A 17,116-nucleotide genomic window follows, 5' to 3' on the forward strand; every position below is an offset into this window, starting at 1 on the left:
ATGTATCTTATATATATGTCAAATGCCCGCAAATATTTTTAAAAATAAGAAAAAGTAACAGTTGCAGAAAATATAACAAAATATGCCCTTTCATTTACATCCGACATTTTTCTAATTTATAATGACGTTATGTGTGTTTCATCTAGTTAATTTTTGACACACTAAGAAAAGTGAATGAAAGGAGATGAGAGTTTTGCACGAAACAACGCAAGAGCTCGCAAACTGGCAGTATTATTTTGCTATCGCAGTCTTTTTAATTACATATGCCATTATTATTTCTGAAAAAATTAATCGCGCTGTCATCGCACTTCTTGGTGCAGCACTTATGGTAATTATGGGGGTCGTTGATTTACACAACGCCTTCACGAAACATATTGAATGGGGGACGATTACACTACTCATCGGTATGATGATTCTGGTGAATATTACGAGTAAATCGGGCGTCTTCCAATACGTTGCCATTAAAGCAGCAAAAGGAGCACAAGGAAATCCAATTAAAATTTTAATTTCACTTTCCTTACTTACTGCGCTCGGTTCCGCATTTTTAGATAACGTTACAACTGTACTTCTTGTTGTTCCAGTTACTTTATCTATTACGCGCATACTGCAAGTAAATCCTGTTCCTTATTTACTTTCTGAAATTATTTTTTCAAACATTGGAGGAACAGCAACATTAATTGGTGACCCACCAAATATTATGATTGGTTCTGCAAACAAACATTTAGACTTCAATGCATTCTTGTTAAACTTAGCACCAATCGTAATTATTATTATTGCAGTTACAGCAGTAATGCTTTACTTCATGTACCGTAAACAATTAATTGCTGACCCTGTACAAGTTAAAAAATTAATGAGCCTAGATGAAAAGCAATACATTAAAGATCCAGTATTAATGAAAAAATCATTAACAGTACTTGGACTTACAATCGTAGGTTTCATGACTCATTCGATTTTCCATGTTGATGCAGCTATCATTGCCTTAACTGGTGCTACTGTACTTATGTTAATTGGTGTGAAAGAGCATGAAATTGAAGAAGTATTCGCAAGTGTAGAGTGGGTAACAATCTTCTTCTTCGCAGGACTATTCGTACTCGTTGGAGGACTTATCGATATCGGTCTTATTAAAATGCTAGCTCAAAAAGTAATTGGAATAACTGGCGGAGATATTTCTTACGCATCTATCCTTATTTTATGGGTATCTGGTATCGCCTCTGCAACAATCGATAACATTCCATTCGTTGCAACAATGATTCCACTTATTAACGATATGGCAGTTGGGCTAGGTTTATCACCTTCTGACGCACAAATCGACGTATTATGGTGGGCATTAGCATTAGGTGCTTGTCTAGGCGGAAACGGAACATTAATCGGAGCTTCAGCTAACGTAATTGTCGCAGGTATCGCAAGCCGCGAAGGACATAAGTTTAGCTACATGGACTTCTTAAAAGTCGGTTTCCCAATTATGATCGTTTCATTAATCATTTCTCATATTTATATTTATGTACGCTACCTTATGTAGTACAAAAAAGCGCCCTGCTTTCAGGGCGCTTTTTCTGTCTCAAATATTACATATATCTACTCGTTATACCTCACCGGCTCATTTCGAATAATGAACAAGTGAATCGGCAAGAACACCGAAAATGTGATGGTATGAATAATCGTAAATAATATAGAGTTCGTTCCGTATCTATCTAAAATAGCGTAAATGAGATAAATAGACAATACAAGTGATACAGCTGTTGCTATTAAATATAGAATTGGTACGAAATTAAAAATGAAACATGCGACATATATACCGAACACTTTCCATCCCGCTTCTTCTTTCAAGAAATCAGGTAATTTGTCTTTCGCTAAATCACCCCATATCTTACTATTTACAAAAGGAATAAAAGCAAGAACACCATCCGTTGCACCATCATTTTTCGCCATCGTATACAGTGCAAAAGCCGTTAACAAATACGCAATAATTGCCCAAATTATGATAACAAGAATAAACGCAAAACTAAGAGCAAAGAAACCTGCTAGTAAGCCCTGATCTTCCATCTTATCCTCTCCTCTCTACTCTCAACATATTTCGTTGCATTGCAAGTTATGTTTTAAAATTTATCCAAACTCTCTGTATAATAATAAGAGCAAGATAATTAAGAGAGGAGAACAACTGATGCATCCATTTGTAAAAGCATTACAAGAGCATTTCATAGCTCATAAAAACCCAGAAAAAGCAGAACCGATGGCACGTTATATGAAAAATCACTTCCCATTTCTCGGTATTCAAACTCCCGAGAGAAGACAATTATTGAAAGATGTCATTCAAATACATACTCTCCCAGATCAAAAAGACTTCCAAATTATCGTACGTGAGCTTTGGGATTTACCAGAACGAGAATTTCAAGCAGCCGCACTCGATATTATGCAAAAATATAAAAAGCATATAAACGAAACGCATATCCCCTTCTTAGAAGAACTAATTGTAACAAAATCTTGGTGGGACACTGTCGATAGCATCGTTCCTACATTTTTAGGGAATATCTTTTTACAACATCCAGAATTAATTTCTGCCTATATTCCAAAATGGATTGCATCAAATAACATATGGTTACAACGCGCAGCAATTTTATTCCAGCTGAAATATAAACAAAAGATGGATGAAGAACTTCTTTTCTGGATTATTGGACAGCTACATTCTTCAAAAGAATTTTTCATTCAAAAAGCGATTGGATGGGTCCTTCGTGAATACGCAAAAACAAATCCAGATGTCGTTTGGGAATACGTGCAAAATAACGAGCTTGCCCCGCTCAGTAAACGTGAAGCAATTAAGCACATTAAACAAAATTATGGAATAGATAATGAAAAAATAGGCGAGACTCTATCATAGATAGACGCGTTCCTCTATTGAGATTTAAAAAAGAACGTGTTAGAATATGTTCATTATTATTAATATAAGTAGCGATGACGGACTTATAAGTACTTGCACAAAAAGCGATTCAGGGATAGTGAAAGCCTGAAGCCGCAAGGAAACGGCAGTCTCGAGCAATACGTGATAAAGTGGATGCACCCTTTTGTGTATCAACTAGGGTGGAACCGCGGGCAAACGCTCGTCCCTAGGCAATTAAGCCTTGGGATGAGCGTTTTTTTATGTTTTTCAAAGCATATACTGCGCGTTTCACAAGTTACCTGAGCACGTCATCGCCAATACGTTAACTTTCAAAAGGAGGATTTTCTTATGTATTCAATGGAACAAGTAGTAAACTTAGCGAAACATCGCGGTTTTGTTTTCCCAGGTTCTGAAATTTACGGTGGTCTTGCAAACACTTGGGATTACGGTCCACTTGGAATCGAATTAAAAAATAACGTTAAAAAAGCTTGGTGGAAAAAATTCATTCAAGAATCTCCATACAACGTTGGTTTAGACGCAGCTATTTTAATGAACCCTAAAACTTGGATCGCTTCTGGTCACGTTGGTAACTTCAACGATCCAATGATCGACTGTAAAAAATGTAAAGCTCGTCACCGTGCTGACAAATTAATTGAAGATGCTTTAGATGCAAAAGGCATCGAAATGGTTGTTGATGGTCTTACTTTCGACCAAATGGCTGACTTAATGAAAGAACATGAAGTAAAATGTCCTGATTGCGGTAGTGAAGAATTCACTGAAATCCGTCAGTTCAACTTAATGTTCAAAACATTCCAAGGTGTTACAGAGTCTAGCACAAACGAAATCTTCCTTCGTCCTGAAACAGCACAAGGTATTTTCGTAAACTTCAAAAACGTACAACGCTCTATGCGTAAAAAGCTTCCATTTGGTATTGGCCAAATCGGTAAGAGCTTCCGTAACGAAATCACGCCTGGTAACTTCACATTCCGTACACGTGAATTCGAACAAATGGAACTTGAATTCTTCTGTAAGCCTGGTGAAGATTTAGAGTGGTTCGCATTCTGGCGTGAAACTTGTAAGAACTGGTTACTTTCACTTGGTATGACTGAAGAAAGCATGCGTCTTCGTGACCACGGTGAAGAAGAGTTATCTCACTACAGTAACGCAACAACTGATATTGAATTCAGATTCCCATTCGGTTGGGGCGAACTATGGGGCGTAGCATCTCGTACAGACTTCGACTTAAAACGTCACATGGAACACTCTAACGAAGACTTTAACTATATCGATCCACAAACGAATGAGCGTTACGTACCGTACTGCATCGAGCCATCTTTAGGTGCTGACCGCGTAACATTAGCATTCTTATGTGATGCATATGAAGAAGAACAATTAGAAAACGATTCTCGTACAGTTCTTCGTTTCCACCCTGCTTTAGCACCATACAAAGCAGCTATCTTACCATTATCTAAAAAGCTATCTGAAGGTGCTACTGAAGTATTCGCAGAACTAGCTAAAGACTTTATGGTAGACTTTGACGAAACTGGTTCTATCGGTAAACGTTACCGTCGTCAAGACGAAATCGGTACACCATTCTGTATCACTTACGACTTCGACTCAGTTGAAGACAAAGCTGTTACAGTACGTGACCGTGACACAATGGAACAAGTTCGTATGCCAATTAGCGAACTAAAAGGTTTCTTAGAGAAGAAAATCCAGTTCTAATTATAAGAAAAAGAGGCTGCTCTAATGAGCAGCCTCTTTTCTATTTTTCACGTTTTTCTTTAATTGCTACTGTACATCTTGATATGCATAGTAAATCATCATTCTCATCAATGATACGCACATCCCAAACCATCGTTGAGTGTCCTCTATGTATCGGTGTTCCGATTGCTGTTACAATTCCATCTTTCTTTGAGCGAATGTGATTCGCATTAATTTCTAAACCGAAACAGATGCATTTCTCTTGATCAATTAAATTGTACGAGCCAACACTTGCTACTGTTTCTGCTAGTGCAAGAGATGCACCACCGTGTAAAAAGCCAAAAGGCTGATGCGTACGCTCATCAACAGGCATCGTAGCAACCACCTTATCTTCTGTCATCTCTAACAACTCAATTCCAAGTGAATCCATTAAAGTTTTTGCCATATCGTTTCCTCCTTCTCTTACTTTAATTGAATGTATAATTTTACCTATTTATTTTCAAACTACTTATAACACTTAGATAAGGAGGTTTCACCTAAATGAAACAGAAATTTTGTATATTACTGCTTATGTTCTCCTTGCTGACTATTGTACCAAATTGTGCACTAGCAGCCAAAGCATCCAACCTGACAATCGATGTTCAGACTGTCACGCAAAAAGGTAAGAAACCTTATATAGAATATCAAATTAACAGACCTTCTTTTCATAATTTTTCCGACTCTAAATTTCAAAATAAGCTTAATTTCTATTACAAACAATCTACTGACAAATTTAAAACCAAATTAGAAAAAGACGCAAAAAAATATTATAAAGAAACAGAAGGATCTAGTACACCATTTCATCCGTACGTGGCGAATGTTGATTATAAAGTTTCTTTAAATAAGCCACCTTTTCTTAGCCTATATTTGAATTACTATCAATATACAGGCGGAGCACATGGTCTTTATACGTGGAAGGCAAACACATTTGATTTAAAAGAAAAAAAGTTACTACACTTAGACGATTTATTTCAACAAAAAGATACATATAAAGAGGTAATCCGTGCTGAGATTGTAAGACAAATTAAACAAAATGAAAGCATTTATTTTCCCGATGCAACTGAAAAGGTCATGAGCACGAAAAAGTTTCACTTCTTTTTAGAACCGGACAATCTCGTCATTTATTTCCCATTATATGAAATTGCGCCTTACTCAAGCGGAATTCCACAATTTCGTATTCCGTATACGTTGCTAAGAGACTATTTGAAGCCTTCTTATCAAAATTTTTTAATTGACAACAAGTAAATATTTTCGCTACGATAATGTTAACCTAAAAACAACAGGAGGTTAACATTATGAGAAGATTTCATGTTTTAGATTTAGCATTAGCTGCCATGTTCGTCGCTCTTATGGCTATTGGTGCAAATATTGTATCTTGGGCACCATTCCTGCAAGTAGCAGGTATCCCCTTATCTATGCAACCATTTTTCGCAATTTTGGCAGGGCTTCTTCTTGGAAGTAGACTTGGCGCATTATCCATGACGGTTTACATGCTTGTTGGATTAGCAGGTGCGCCAATCTTCGCTAACTTCAAAGCTGGATTTGGAGCACTTTTAGATCCTACTGGTGGTTTTATTATCGCATTTATTATCGTTGCTTACGTATCAGGAAAACTAGTAGAACAAAAGGAAAAACCAACATTTAGCACATTTGCAATTGCTTCGTTCACAGGAATCATTTTAACGTATATTATCGGTACTACTTATATGTACGGGGCAGTCAATTTCTTCATGGGTGGTAATATGAGCTATAAAGCGGCTTGGATGATTATGATGTGGTTCGCAGTAAAAGATATTGTGTTTACAATTATCGGTGTTATTATCGCACCTCGCATATACTATGCTATACGTCGTTCCGCTTATCAGCATTCTCATTCGACGATTTCATAATAAAAAGAGTTATCTTACTATGTTAAGATAACTCTTTTTTATTTTTCGACAATATACGACACATATAAAAAATGATTTTTGTTATGCTAATTCAGCAAATCATATATTTTGCACATCTAATTAGAACAATATTTTGGAGGAAAATCAGTGAATCTATCAAAAAATACACTTATTAAAGTAAGTGTCGGAGTACTATCTTTATTTTTCATACTAGGTATGAGTATCGGTTACAAATTATACGGAAATAGCGAGTTAGGAATGTCATATACCTTTGGAAACGGCCTAGCATTTTTCTTTTTAATTCTTACTATAGTTAGTTTATGCGCGGCTTTCATCTTTATTGTTATTGGGTTAATTAAGAAAGTACGAAAATTACCAGCAAAAAAATCTTTATTAACATCTATAATATTATTTGTTACATCAATTATATCCATTATCGTTCTTCTCTTTACGATAACAAAAGTAACAAATATGGAAGAGGAGTATCAAGCTCTTCAAGCCCAAAAGAAAAAAGAAGCTAATTATTTAGTTGCAGCAGCATCTTTTTATAATAATATAAATACCTTTAATTATGCAGCATCTTACGTATTATCCGAGTATTCAACTACATGGTCAAATGCAATAGATAAAAGACAGGACTTCAATAATGCACTAAGTTCTAAGAGAACAGAAATTGATGGAATGATTACAACCGTTGATACGTTTTATAGTAATATGGGAAATGATTTAAAGTTAGTCTCTGAAGCCGCAAAAGAACAGCCTAATAAATATAAAGAAACCTATGAAGAATATAAAAAAATATACGGGATTATCACAGCGCTTAACGAACAAGCCCAATCTCCAAGTGGCAGCTTAATTTCATTTAATCAAAATGTTAATGCATTGATTCAGGAATACAAAAAAGCAGCTGGAAATATTAATATCGCTATTACTGATGAAATTAAATCCAAAGCGAATGAGCTAAAGCCTACTGATAAAAATTAAAGACACTCTCTCCAGAGTGTCTTTTTTTCCTCAAAAAAATCCCCTTTTAGATTAAGCTGTAAATACATTCCTTTACCGCCCATCCAACAGGGGATTATATCACTATATTAAGACTCTTGATTCGTATGTTTTTCTAAAATTTTCTTCATCATTACGACCATGTCATCACGTAATTCTGGGTGTTGCAGTGCCATTTCGATTGTCGTTTGAACGAATCCTAACTTTTCACCTACGTCGTAGCGCGTTCCTTCGAAATCGTAAGCGAATACACGTTGAATTTCGTTTAAGCTTTGAATAGCATCTGTTAACTGAATTTCACCACCAGCACCAACATGTTGCTGTTCTAAGAACATGAAGATTTCAGGTGTTAAAACGTAACGTCCCATAATTGCTAAGTTTGAAGGTGCTGTACCTGCTGCTGGTTTCTCAACGAAATTGCGAACTTGGTAACGACGTCCTTCCTGCTCTAACGGATCAATAATTCCATAGCGATGCGTTTCATCTTCTGGAACCGTTTGTACACCAATAACAGAAGAAAGCGTTTTATCATATTCTTCAATTAATTGACGTAAACATGGTTTTTCAGCTTGAACGATATCATCACCTAATAAAACAGCGAACGGTTCATCACCGATGAACTTACGTGCACACCAAACAGCGTGACCTAATCCTTTTGGTTCTTTTTGACGGATATAATGAATATCTACCATTTTTGAAGAAGCCTGTACTTTTTCAAGTAACTCATACTTTTTCTTTTCTAATAAGTTTTGCTCTAACTCAAATGCATTATCAAAATGATCTTCAATAGAACGCTTTGTTTTACCAGTAACGATAATAATATCTTCGATTCCTGATTGTATTGCTTCTTCTACAATGTATTGGATAGTTGGTTTATCTACTATCGGTAACATTTCTTTTGGCATTGCTTTTGTAGCTGGTAAAAAACGTGTTCCTAATCCAGCTGCTGGGATTATCGCTTTTCTTACTTTTTTCATCACAAAATACCCTCTCTTCTGTCAGAATCAATAACGATCATTTCCTTACATAGAACAAAAGGGAGATTTCGCTCCCTTTTGTTCTCTACTACTTAAAATTACTTTATATTATAAACGATTCATAATATCTTCTTTAATAGTAAGTAACTTTTGTTCACTATTTTGTAAAGAATTATCTTGTACACCAAAGTAGAACTTGATTTTCGGTTCTGTGCCAGATGGACGTAAGCAGAACCAAGAACCGTCCTCTAATTGATATTTTAACACATTTGATTTCGGTAAGTGAATCTCTTCTTTATGTCCATCTTGTAAAGATGTAACGATGCTTGCTTTATAATCTTCAACTGCTACGACTGTTAAGCCAGCTACTTCTTTCGGAGGATTTTCACGGAATGTTGCCATCATTTCTTGGATTTGTTCCGCTCCATCTTTTCCTTTTAGCGTTAACGATACAAGATCTTCACGGAAGAAACCGTACTTCTCAAATACTTCTAATAGACCATCGTATAACGTTTTACCTTGTGATTTGTAATATGCAGCTACTTCACATGCAAATAGAACAGATTGTACTGCATCTTTATCACGACAGAATGGACGGATTAAATAACCATAGCTTTCCTCATAACCGAATTGGAATTCGTATTGTCCGCTTTCTTCATACTGTTTAATTTTCTCACCGATAAATTTGAATCCAGTTAACGTATCAACTGTATCTAAACCGTATGCTTTTGCGATTGTACGGCCAATTTCAGACGTTACGATTGTTTTTAATACAACACCGTTCTCTGGAAGCGTTCCGTTTTCTTTCTTTTGAGATAATAAGTAATCAAGCATTAATGCACCTGTTTGGTTACCAGTTAATACTTGGAACTCACCATCGTGATTACGAACTGCAACACCTAGGCGGTCTGCGTCAGGATCCGTTGCGATTAACACATCTGCGCCTACCTTCTCACCGTCACGAATTGCATACTCAAACGCTGCATGCTCTTCTGGGTTCGGTGATTTTACTGTAGAGAAGTTCGGATCTGGTAACTCTTGCTCTTTTACAACTGTTACATCTGTAAATCCAACTTCTTCTAAACCACGGCGCACAGAAATATTTGATGTTCCGTGTAGTGGTGTAAAGACGATTTTTAAGTCTTTTCCAACATTTTGTACCATTTCTTTATTAATAATGACATTGTTCAATTCTGCTGCATATGCATCATCTACTTCTTGTCCAATAATATGTAATAAACCTTCAGCTTTTAATTGCTCCACATCAGCAACCTCAACTGTTAATTCATCTTCTACTGCGTCTACGTAGCTAATTAATTCATCAGCTTCTTTTGGAGGCAACTGCCCACCATCTTCACCGTACACTTTATAACCGTTATATTCAGGCGGATTATGGCTTGCCGTAAGAACGATTCCACTCACTGTATGTAAATGACGAACTGCGAAAGAAAGCACTGGCGTTGGACGTAAGCTTTCAAACACATATGTTGTAATACCGTGTGCACCAAGTGTAGCAGCTACTTCCATTGCGAACTCAGGTGATTTATGACGAGAATCATACGCTACAACAACACCGCGCTTCTTCGCTTCTTCACCTAGTTTTTCAATAAACTTCGCTAATCCTTGCGTTGCTTTACGAACTGTATATACGTTTAAACGGTTCGTACCAGCACCAAGTTCACCACGCATACCACCTGTGCCGAATTCTAGATTTTTATAAAAGCTGTCCTCGATTTTCTTCTCATCTTGCTTCATATTTTCTAACTGTTCTTTTAGTTCTGCATCTAACTCTGCATATGAAAGCCAGCGACTAAATTCTTGTTTCCAGTTCATACTTCTATCTCCTCTCGCTTGTCATACCTTTATTATATGAAAAAAACAACCTGTATCTCAATATTTTTTACAATCTAACAGGATTTTACTAGGAATATTTGTATACACTATGGTTAAATACTCCACTAAAGGGAATGAGGATTATGCAGGAATGGGGCTTGTCAGAAGAGCTCAAAATACAAACAAAACAAATGATTGAAATTGCCGAAAAAGAATTATCAATTATGAGGCAAGCAATTGATAAAGAAGATGAATGTATTTTGTGCAAGATGGAAGATATTCATCATATGTTAGCAAATGTACAAACACTGGCAGCTACATACTATATTCAAGCGTATTTATCACCTTATACGGAAAGCTCACAGTTCATTACAACAGCTGTCCAACATTTAAGCGCCAGAAAACACGGTGCTCTTATTGTTGTGGAACGAAACGAGACACTTGAATCTTGTATTCAAACTGGAACAACGTTAAACGCTCATTTAACCGCACCACTGCTCGAATCGATTTTTTATCCAGGTAACCCTCTTCATGACGGAGCTGTTCTCGTTAAAAATAATCATATTGTTTCAGCTGCTAATATTCTTCCACTAACAAAAAGTACAGAAGTTGATCCAGAGCTAGGAACACGTCACAGAGCTGCAATTGGCTTATCAGAAAAAAGCGATGCACTTATTTTAGTTGTGTCTGAAGAAACGGGCCGCACTTCATTTGCTTTAAACGGGACTTTATATACGATTTCTTTATAAAGTGAAACTGTCGTTTACGGGCCGTTCATTTGAGATAAAACAACCATATAAAAAGGCTGTTCCAAAATGTAGGAACAGCCTTCTCTTATTATCTTATTCTTCTCCGAAACGTTCAACAAGTGTTGCAAGTGTACGTACCATTGCACCTGTTGCTCCAGCTGGTCCTAAATCATGTGCTCCTGATGATTCAGATGTTCCAGCGATGTCTAGGTGTACCCAAGGTGTGTCTTCAGCGAATTCACCTAGGAATGTACCTGCCATAACCGCATGTCCTTCGCGGCCTGGTGAGTTATTTAAATCAGCAAACTTACTGTTTCTCACGCGTTCTTTATCACAATCAAAAATTGGTAATTGCCAAATTGATTCATCTGTTTCCATAGATGCCTCTAGCACTTGCTCAAATAACTCTTCATTGTTTGTCATTGCGCCTGTCGTATGATTTCCAAGTGCAACAATTACACCGCCTGTTAATGTCGCAACATCAACAAGGTAGTTTGCACCTAGTTTTTTCGCATACGTAATACCGTCAGCTAATGCTAAGCGACCTTCTGCATCTGTATTTAATACTTCAATTGTTTTTCCGCTCATAGATGTGATTACATCGTCTGGCTTAAATGCTGTGCCACTTACAACGTTATCCGTTGATGGAATAACAGCGATCACATTTTGCTCAGGGCGAAGTTCACCGATAATTTCCATCGCACCTAATACAGCAGCTGCACCGCCCATATCACCTTTCATACCGACCATGCCTTCACGTGGTTTTAAAGAATAACCGCCTGTATCGTATGTGATTCCTTTTCCAACGAATCCAATAACATCTGTCCACTCTTCTTTTCCTTTATAAATAAGAGCGATCATTTTTGGTGGCTCTACACTACCTTGATTTACTGCAAGCAATGCACCCATACCAAGCTCTTCCATCTCTTCTTTCTCAAGAACTTTATAATCCATATCATACTTCTCCGCTAACTCAACAGCATACTCAGCAAGCTTTGTCGCTGTTAATACGTTTGGCGGCATATTTACAAGTGTACGAGCTGAATTTGTTGCACGTCCATGTACGTAGCCAACTGTTAATGCAGCTTCAATTTCCTGTGCATCTTCCGCTGTAATAGCCGTGAACTTCTCTAACTCTACACGCTCCTTTTTATCTGATTTATACGTTTGTAATTCATATGTACCAAGGCCTTGTACTTCTGCTGCAATATGAGCTACATCAATCGCATCCAACTTCTCTGTTACGAAAGAATCAAGTAAGATTGCTGCATCTTGTACTTTTGCTGCTTGTAACGTTTTAAACGCCTTACCAAGAGCCGCACGTAATATTTCCGTCGTATAAGATTCTTTCTTTCCTAAACCGACGAAATAATAACGTTTCACATTTGTTTTTCCTAAACTATGTACTTTTGAAATAGCTTTCTTCTTAGTAGAAAGTTCTTTCTCTTCTAATAGAACTTGTAATTGTCCTTCAAACGCTTTGTCCAGTTCTTGTACAAAACTACTCGTTTTCTCTTCTTCAAATAAAGCAACAATCACCGCTTCATGGCTTGCTAATTCTTTTTGTACTTGAAACATGTTCAGACCCCCTAAATTTCTCTACTCTATCTTTATTATAACTTTATTTTCGATAAAATGCGACAATTCTAACTTCTGTTACATCCTATATAATCCATATTTCTTATAAAATAAAAAAGTCTAGCGTAATTACCACTAGACTATCTTTGTTTTAAATATTGACCGCGAAACACTTGCATCGTTTCGTCTTGATTTAACATCGTTAACTCTTCTTCTGAAAATTTGCCATTTCCAACTTTCACTACATACACATTTACTTTTTTCTTACCCCATTGGCTATAAACATCTTTCACCGTATCATAATACAGATCAAGACGGTTTCCTTTTATTGCACCGCCCTTATCAGCCACTACACCATACCCATAACCTGGTACGAATAGAATCGTTCCAATTGGGAATACGCGTAAGTCCGCAGCGATCGTGGAATATAAATCCCTTTTCACCTTAACACCTGAATATGTAATACCATACTCCGGATGTCCCGGCCTCTTACCAGTAGACTCAATTCCCGACGTATAACCTGTTGCAGTCATTTCAATTGAACGATATTTAGACCAGTCGTTTGCCTGCTCTAAAGCATTTATCACTTCTTTACTCGGAGCAACATTTCTCTTAACTTCTGCTGCATGTACTTCTTTTGCACTCGTTCCCTCATATTTCTTTACAATCTCTAATAAAGAAACTCCTGTGAAAGCATTCCATGTTACGCATAATGCGGATACAAGTAAACAAGTCATCATAATGCGAATACAATATCGTTTTAACATTTTTATATTCCACACTCCTTCATCGTTAATCATTCCCTATACGATGAAGGAATATGCAAAAAAATAATCCCCAAATGAATTGGAGATTAAAACATTTGATATCCGCTTTTCCGAAGTTTCTTAATGACAATTCCGGCTAAAGCAGCACCTACTAATCCAGTAGATAGAATAAATACATCTGCCTGCCCTAAATGCGATACACTTGTCCCAAATGAAGAAAATGTTTCTTTCGGCTTTGAAAAGTAATCCCACACACTCGCCTTATTAATAATAAGTATACAAACAATCGGATACACAATAACCATTACCCATGTCGCTCGCAATATCATGTTGAGTAAAAATCCAATTCCAAAAAATAAAATAAAAAATAACATCATTGAAATAAGTAGTACCGGTATACTCACTCTTTCTCCCTCTCCTTCGCATGCGCCGTAAATACATGATAGGCTGTATAACCAAATTGCTCTCCTGGATCTAATGTTTTGTTCATCTCAAGATGTAGTTCGGATCTTCCTTCAAACAAATATTTAATAAGTACAGACGTATTTGGATCGTCCGCAATCGTATCTGGATGTAGAAATGCTACGTCAGACAATTCTTTCTCCTGTACAATAATGTTTTCTCCTTCAGGCTCCAAAAGGAAAATAATCATATTATCACTAATCTCATTGCGAATCACGCCCGATCGAACACCAATGATCCCCTTCACATGAGCGACGATACCTGTTTCTTCTAACACTTCACGTTTCACAGCTTCATCAACCGTCTCACCTTCATTTACAAAACCAGCCGGCAAAGACCATTTCCCCTTTAATCCACTGTATTTTTTCTTAACGAACAGCCACCTGCCATCTTTTGTAGCTACTAAGCCACCAACAGCTAGCCATACTTTCCCTCGTTTCTCCATGATGTAATACCCTCCTCTACTAGAACGGACAGAATATTCTTTCTTTTTTATATATTATACTATATTTTTTAAATGAAAAAAGCAGAAACAGCTCTTAGCCGTTTCTGCTTTTTCTACTATATATTAAAAGAACTTTAATTTACCTTTTTTAAGAACTAATAAAGGTCCACCTAATAAGAATAGGTAACGGTTATCGATAACTTTCTTCATGAAAGAAGCTTTCCAACCTGTTAACTTTTTGCCCATAACAACGCCCATTGCATCGTCATGACCTAAAGAACATACAGATCCTTTATTATCGAATGCGAATTTCTTCATTTCGCCTTTACCACGAACTAACACAGTTAAGTTGTGTGCAATGTTGTAACCTTGTTGAATTGCAATTTGTGCTGTTGGTGGGTATGGACGGTTAATTTCTTCGTTAATGATTAACGCTGCGTCACCAACCATGAATACATCTTCGTATCCTGGAGCGTGCATGTACTCATCAACTTTTACACGTCCGCGCATTGCTTCAAAGCCAGACTCTTCCACAATACCGTTACCACGAACACCTGCAGCCCAAACTACTGTTTCAGACTTAATTAATTCAGTATCATCGTCATTTGCAACGATAATACCTTCTTCAGTTGCTTCTTTAATTGCTGTACCGATGCGGAATTCTACGCCTTTTTTCTCAAGTTGTTTCACAGCGTATTCTACTAATGCTGGATCGAAACCTGGAAGTGCTGTTGGAGCAGCTTCTACACAGATAATACGTGCTTTTTCACGTGGTACATTGTACTGTTTACAAAGTTCAGGAACACGGTTTGCAAGCTCACCTACGTATTCGATACCAGTAAATCCAGCACCACCAACAACGATTGTTACTAACTCATCGCGTTGTTCAGTTGCATATTTAGCGAAACTAGCTTCCATATGCTCACGAATTTCACGAGTTGCATTAATGTTAGCGATTGAGAATGCGTGCTCTTTTAATCCTGTAATTCCGAATGTTTCTGATTCGAAACCAAGACCAATTACTAAGTAGTCATACTCTAACTCGCCGTCTTTTAAGATAATGCGTTTTTCAGCAGCTTTAATTTCTACTACTGTATCTTGTACAAAGTTCACTTTATTTGTATCGATAACGTCTTGAATATCTAGACAGATTTTTTCATCTTGTAATGTACCAGCTGCGCTCTCATGTAACCAAGTCGCTTGGTAGTGATAGCTGTTGTTGTTTACTAACGTAATTTCAGCTTCATTTACAGATAATGCTTTTTGCAGACGAACAGTCGTAATCATCCCGCCATAACCTGCACCTAAAACTACGATTTTTGGAGTCTTCACCAAATCACAACCCTTTTCTTTATATAATAGTAATGAAAAATAATACCAAGTACTAAAAACTCTATTTGTCAAGAATGTGGAATTTATCACATTCTATATCATAACAAAACGCAGTCAAAAAATCGTACGAATTTTGTCATAGAAATTTAACATAATACTTCCCTATATTAGTCGGTTTTATTCCAGAATTCAAGCGTCTGGAGAATTATCAATATTTTAAAATAACATAGCGTTTTCAAGGGTTTTTCAGCCTTTTTTTCATGTATTTTCCTTTCTCCATATTTTATACAATTTAAAAAGCATCTATGCGAAAACTTACACACAATTCAGTCGTTTTCAGAAGTATTATGAACTCAAATATGCTATCATTTATTTGAAAGTGTCATCATTTGCAGGATTTTCGTGTACATATGAACAATATATGAAATCAATATCAAAATTCCATCTATAGGGGGAATGAAAGTGGCAGAAAATCAAAAAGTTTACGACATAACAATTATTGGTGGTGGTCCAACAGGACTGTTCACAGCATTTTATGGCGGTATGAGACAAGCTAGTGTAAAAATCATCGAAAGCTTACCTCAGCTTGGCGGACAATTATCCGCACTCTACCCTGAAAAATACATTTATGATGTAGCTGGATTTCCAAAAGTGCGCGCACAAGAATTAGTTGATAACTTAAAAGAGCAAATGAAGAAATTTGACCCAACCGTTTGTTTAGAAGAAGCTGTTGATACGCTTGAGAAACAAGCTGACGGTATATTTAAACTTGTTACGAATAAGCAAACCCACTATTCTAAATCAGTTATTATTACTGCTGGCAATGGTGCTTTCCAACCACGCCGATTAGAATTAGAAGGGACAGCAAAGTACGAAAAGAAAAACTTACATTATTTCGTTGATGATATGAATAAATTTGCTGGTAAGCGCGTCGTAGTATTTGGCGGCGGCGATTCAGCTGTTGATTGGACAATGATGTTAGAGCCGATCGCTGACAAAGTTACAATCGTTCATCGCCGTGATAAATTCCGTGCGCATGAACATAGCGTAGAAAGCTTAATGAACTCTCGTGCAGAAGTAAGTACACCGTACGTTCCAGTAGAACTCATTGGTGATGACAAAATTGAGCAAGTCGTTCTTCAGCATGTAAAAACGGAAGAAAAAATTATCATCGATGTTGATGATGTAATCGTAAACTACGGCTTCGTTTCTTCCCTTGGCCCAATTAAAAACTGGGGCTTAGATATACAAAAAAATAGCATTCTCGTGAACTCGAAAATGGAAACAAATATTTCTGGCATTTACGCTGCTGGTGACATTTGTACATATGAAGGAAAAGTAAAACTCATTGCTTGTGGCTTCGGTGAAGCACCAACAGCAGTAAACAATGCAAAAGCTTACTTCGATCCAAACGCAAAACTTCAACCGATGCATAGCTCTAGTATGTTTTAATATAGAAATGAA

Annotated in this window: 17 protein-coding genes; 8 read left to right on the top strand and 9 right to left on the bottom strand. The window is 36.8% G+C overall.

Annotated elements, in window-relative coordinates; all coding sequences use genetic code 11:
- The first annotated feature begins 193 nt into the window (after positions 1-193).
- Entirely contained in the window at positions 194-1,519 is a 1,326-nt protein-coding gene (locus ATN06_RS25105; RefSeq protein ID WP_060632722.1) for an ArsB/NhaD family transporter, read from the top strand.
- 56 nt (positions 1,520-1,575) lie between these two features.
- Here the strand turns inward: ATN06_RS25105 and ATN06_RS25110 are convergent, their stop codons facing one another.
- Positions 1,576-2,043, bottom strand: a complete 468-nt coding sequence (locus tag ATN06_RS25110) for a hypothetical protein (protein ID WP_060632723.1) — start codon at positions 2,041-2,043, stop codon at positions 1,576-1,578.
- Positions 2,044-2,161: 118 nt separating this feature from the next.
- On the opposite strand from ATN06_RS25110, the gene ATN06_RS25115 reads away from it, so the two are divergent.
- The gene (locus tag ATN06_RS25115) at positions 2,162-2,875 is read left to right on the top strand and encodes a DNA alkylation repair protein (RefSeq protein ID WP_060632724.1); all 714 of its coding nucleotides are present in this window, start codon (positions 2,162-2,164) and stop codon (positions 2,873-2,875) included.
- A gap of 348 nt (positions 2,876-3,223) precedes the next feature.
- Entirely contained in the window at positions 3,224-4,600 is a 1,377-nt protein-coding gene (locus ATN06_RS25120; RefSeq protein ID WP_000287155.1) for a glycine--tRNA ligase, read from the top strand.
- A 40-nt stretch (positions 4,601-4,640) separates the two neighbouring features.
- Here the strand turns inward: ATN06_RS25120 and ATN06_RS25125 are convergent, their stop codons facing one another.
- The gene (locus ATN06_RS25125) at positions 4,641-5,024 is read right to left on the bottom strand and encodes a hotdog fold thioesterase (RefSeq protein WP_001140606.1); all 384 of its coding nucleotides are present in this window, start codon (positions 5,022-5,024) and stop codon (positions 4,641-4,643) included.
- Positions 5,025-5,119: 95 nt separating this feature from the next.
- On the opposite strand from ATN06_RS25125, the gene ATN06_RS25130 reads away from it, so the two are divergent.
- The 3 genes from ATN06_RS25130 to ATN06_RS25140 all read left to right on the top strand — a co-directional run bounded on the left by ATN06_RS25130 (position 5,120) and on the right by ATN06_RS25140 (position 7,491).
- Positions 5,120-5,863: a DUF3298 and DUF4163 domain-containing protein gene (locus ATN06_RS25130; protein WP_060632725.1), complete on the top strand. Its 744-nt coding sequence runs from the start codon at positions 5,120-5,122 to the stop codon at positions 5,861-5,863.
- A gap of 50 nt (positions 5,864-5,913) precedes the next feature.
- A complete protein-coding gene (locus ATN06_RS25135; RefSeq protein WP_060632726.1) occupies positions 5,914-6,507 on the top strand; it encodes a biotin transporter BioY in 594 nt (197 codons plus the stop codon).
- 147 nt (positions 6,508-6,654) lie between these two features.
- On the top strand, positions 6,655-7,491 hold the full coding sequence (locus ATN06_RS25140) for a hypothetical protein (protein WP_060632727.1): 837 nt from the start codon (positions 6,655-6,657) through the stop codon (positions 7,489-7,491).
- Between the two features lie 107 nt (positions 7,492-7,598).
- On the opposite strand, the gene galU is transcribed toward ATN06_RS25140, so the two are convergent.
- Positions 7,599-8,486, bottom strand: a complete 888-nt coding sequence (galU, locus tag ATN06_RS25145) for a UTP--glucose-1-phosphate uridylyltransferase GalU (protein ID WP_060632728.1) — start codon at positions 8,484-8,486, stop codon at positions 7,599-7,601.
- Between the two features lie 108 nt (positions 8,487-8,594).
- Positions 8,595-10,319: a phospho-sugar mutase gene (locus tag ATN06_RS25150; RefSeq protein ID WP_060632729.1), complete on the bottom strand. Its 1,725-nt coding sequence runs from the start codon at positions 10,317-10,319 to the stop codon at positions 8,595-8,597.
- Positions 10,320-10,462: 143 nt separating this feature from the next.
- On the opposite strand from ATN06_RS25150, the gene cdaS reads away from it, so the two are divergent.
- Positions 10,463-11,068: a sporulation-specific diadenylate cyclase CdaS gene (gene cdaS / locus ATN06_RS25155; RefSeq protein ID WP_001158741.1), complete on the top strand. Its 606-nt coding sequence runs from the start codon at positions 10,463-10,465 to the stop codon at positions 11,066-11,068.
- A gap of 93 nt (positions 11,069-11,161) precedes the next feature.
- Here the strand turns inward: cdaS and pepA are convergent, their stop codons facing one another.
- The 5 genes from pepA to ATN06_RS25180 all read right to left on the bottom strand — a co-directional run bounded on the left by pepA (position 11,162) and on the right by ATN06_RS25180 (position 15,652).
- Positions 11,162-12,646, bottom strand: a complete 1,485-nt coding sequence (pepA, locus tag ATN06_RS25160) for a cytosol aminopeptidase (RefSeq protein ID WP_060632730.1) — start codon at positions 12,644-12,646, stop codon at positions 11,162-11,164.
- A gap of 140 nt (positions 12,647-12,786) precedes the next feature.
- Positions 12,787-13,413: a 3D domain-containing protein gene (locus ATN06_RS25165; protein WP_000920109.1), complete on the bottom strand. Its 627-nt coding sequence runs from the start codon at positions 13,411-13,413 to the stop codon at positions 12,787-12,789.
- Positions 13,414-13,499: 86 nt separating this feature from the next.
- The gene (locus ATN06_RS25170; RefSeq protein WP_000027007.1) at positions 13,500-13,817 is read right to left on the bottom strand and encodes a YuiB family protein; all 318 of its coding nucleotides are present in this window, start codon (positions 13,815-13,817) and stop codon (positions 13,500-13,502) included.
- Positions 13,814-14,320, bottom strand: coding sequence for an NUDIX hydrolase (locus ATN06_RS25175; RefSeq protein WP_060632731.1), 507 nt, complete (start codon positions 14,318-14,320; stop codon positions 13,814-13,816). Before ATN06_RS25175 ends, ATN06_RS25170 begins: the two co-directional genes overlap by 4 nt.
- Positions 14,321-14,443: 123 nt before the next feature.
- Positions 14,444-15,652, bottom strand: coding sequence for an NAD(P)/FAD-dependent oxidoreductase (locus tag ATN06_RS25180; RefSeq protein WP_060632732.1), 1,209 nt, complete (start codon positions 15,650-15,652; stop codon positions 14,444-14,446).
- A gap of 462 nt (positions 15,653-16,114) precedes the next feature.
- On the opposite strand from ATN06_RS25180, the gene ATN06_RS25185 reads away from it, so the two are divergent.
- The gene (locus tag ATN06_RS25185; RefSeq protein ID WP_060632733.1) at positions 16,115-17,104 is read left to right on the top strand and encodes an NAD(P)/FAD-dependent oxidoreductase; all 990 of its coding nucleotides are present in this window, start codon (positions 16,115-16,117) and stop codon (positions 17,102-17,104) included.
- Positions 17,105-17,116: the final 12 nt, after the last annotated feature.

The sequence above is a fragment of the Bacillus thuringiensis genome (assembly GCF_001455345.1).
GTDB lineage: Bacteria > Bacillota > Bacilli > Bacillales > Bacillaceae_G > Bacillus_A > Bacillus_A thuringiensis_N.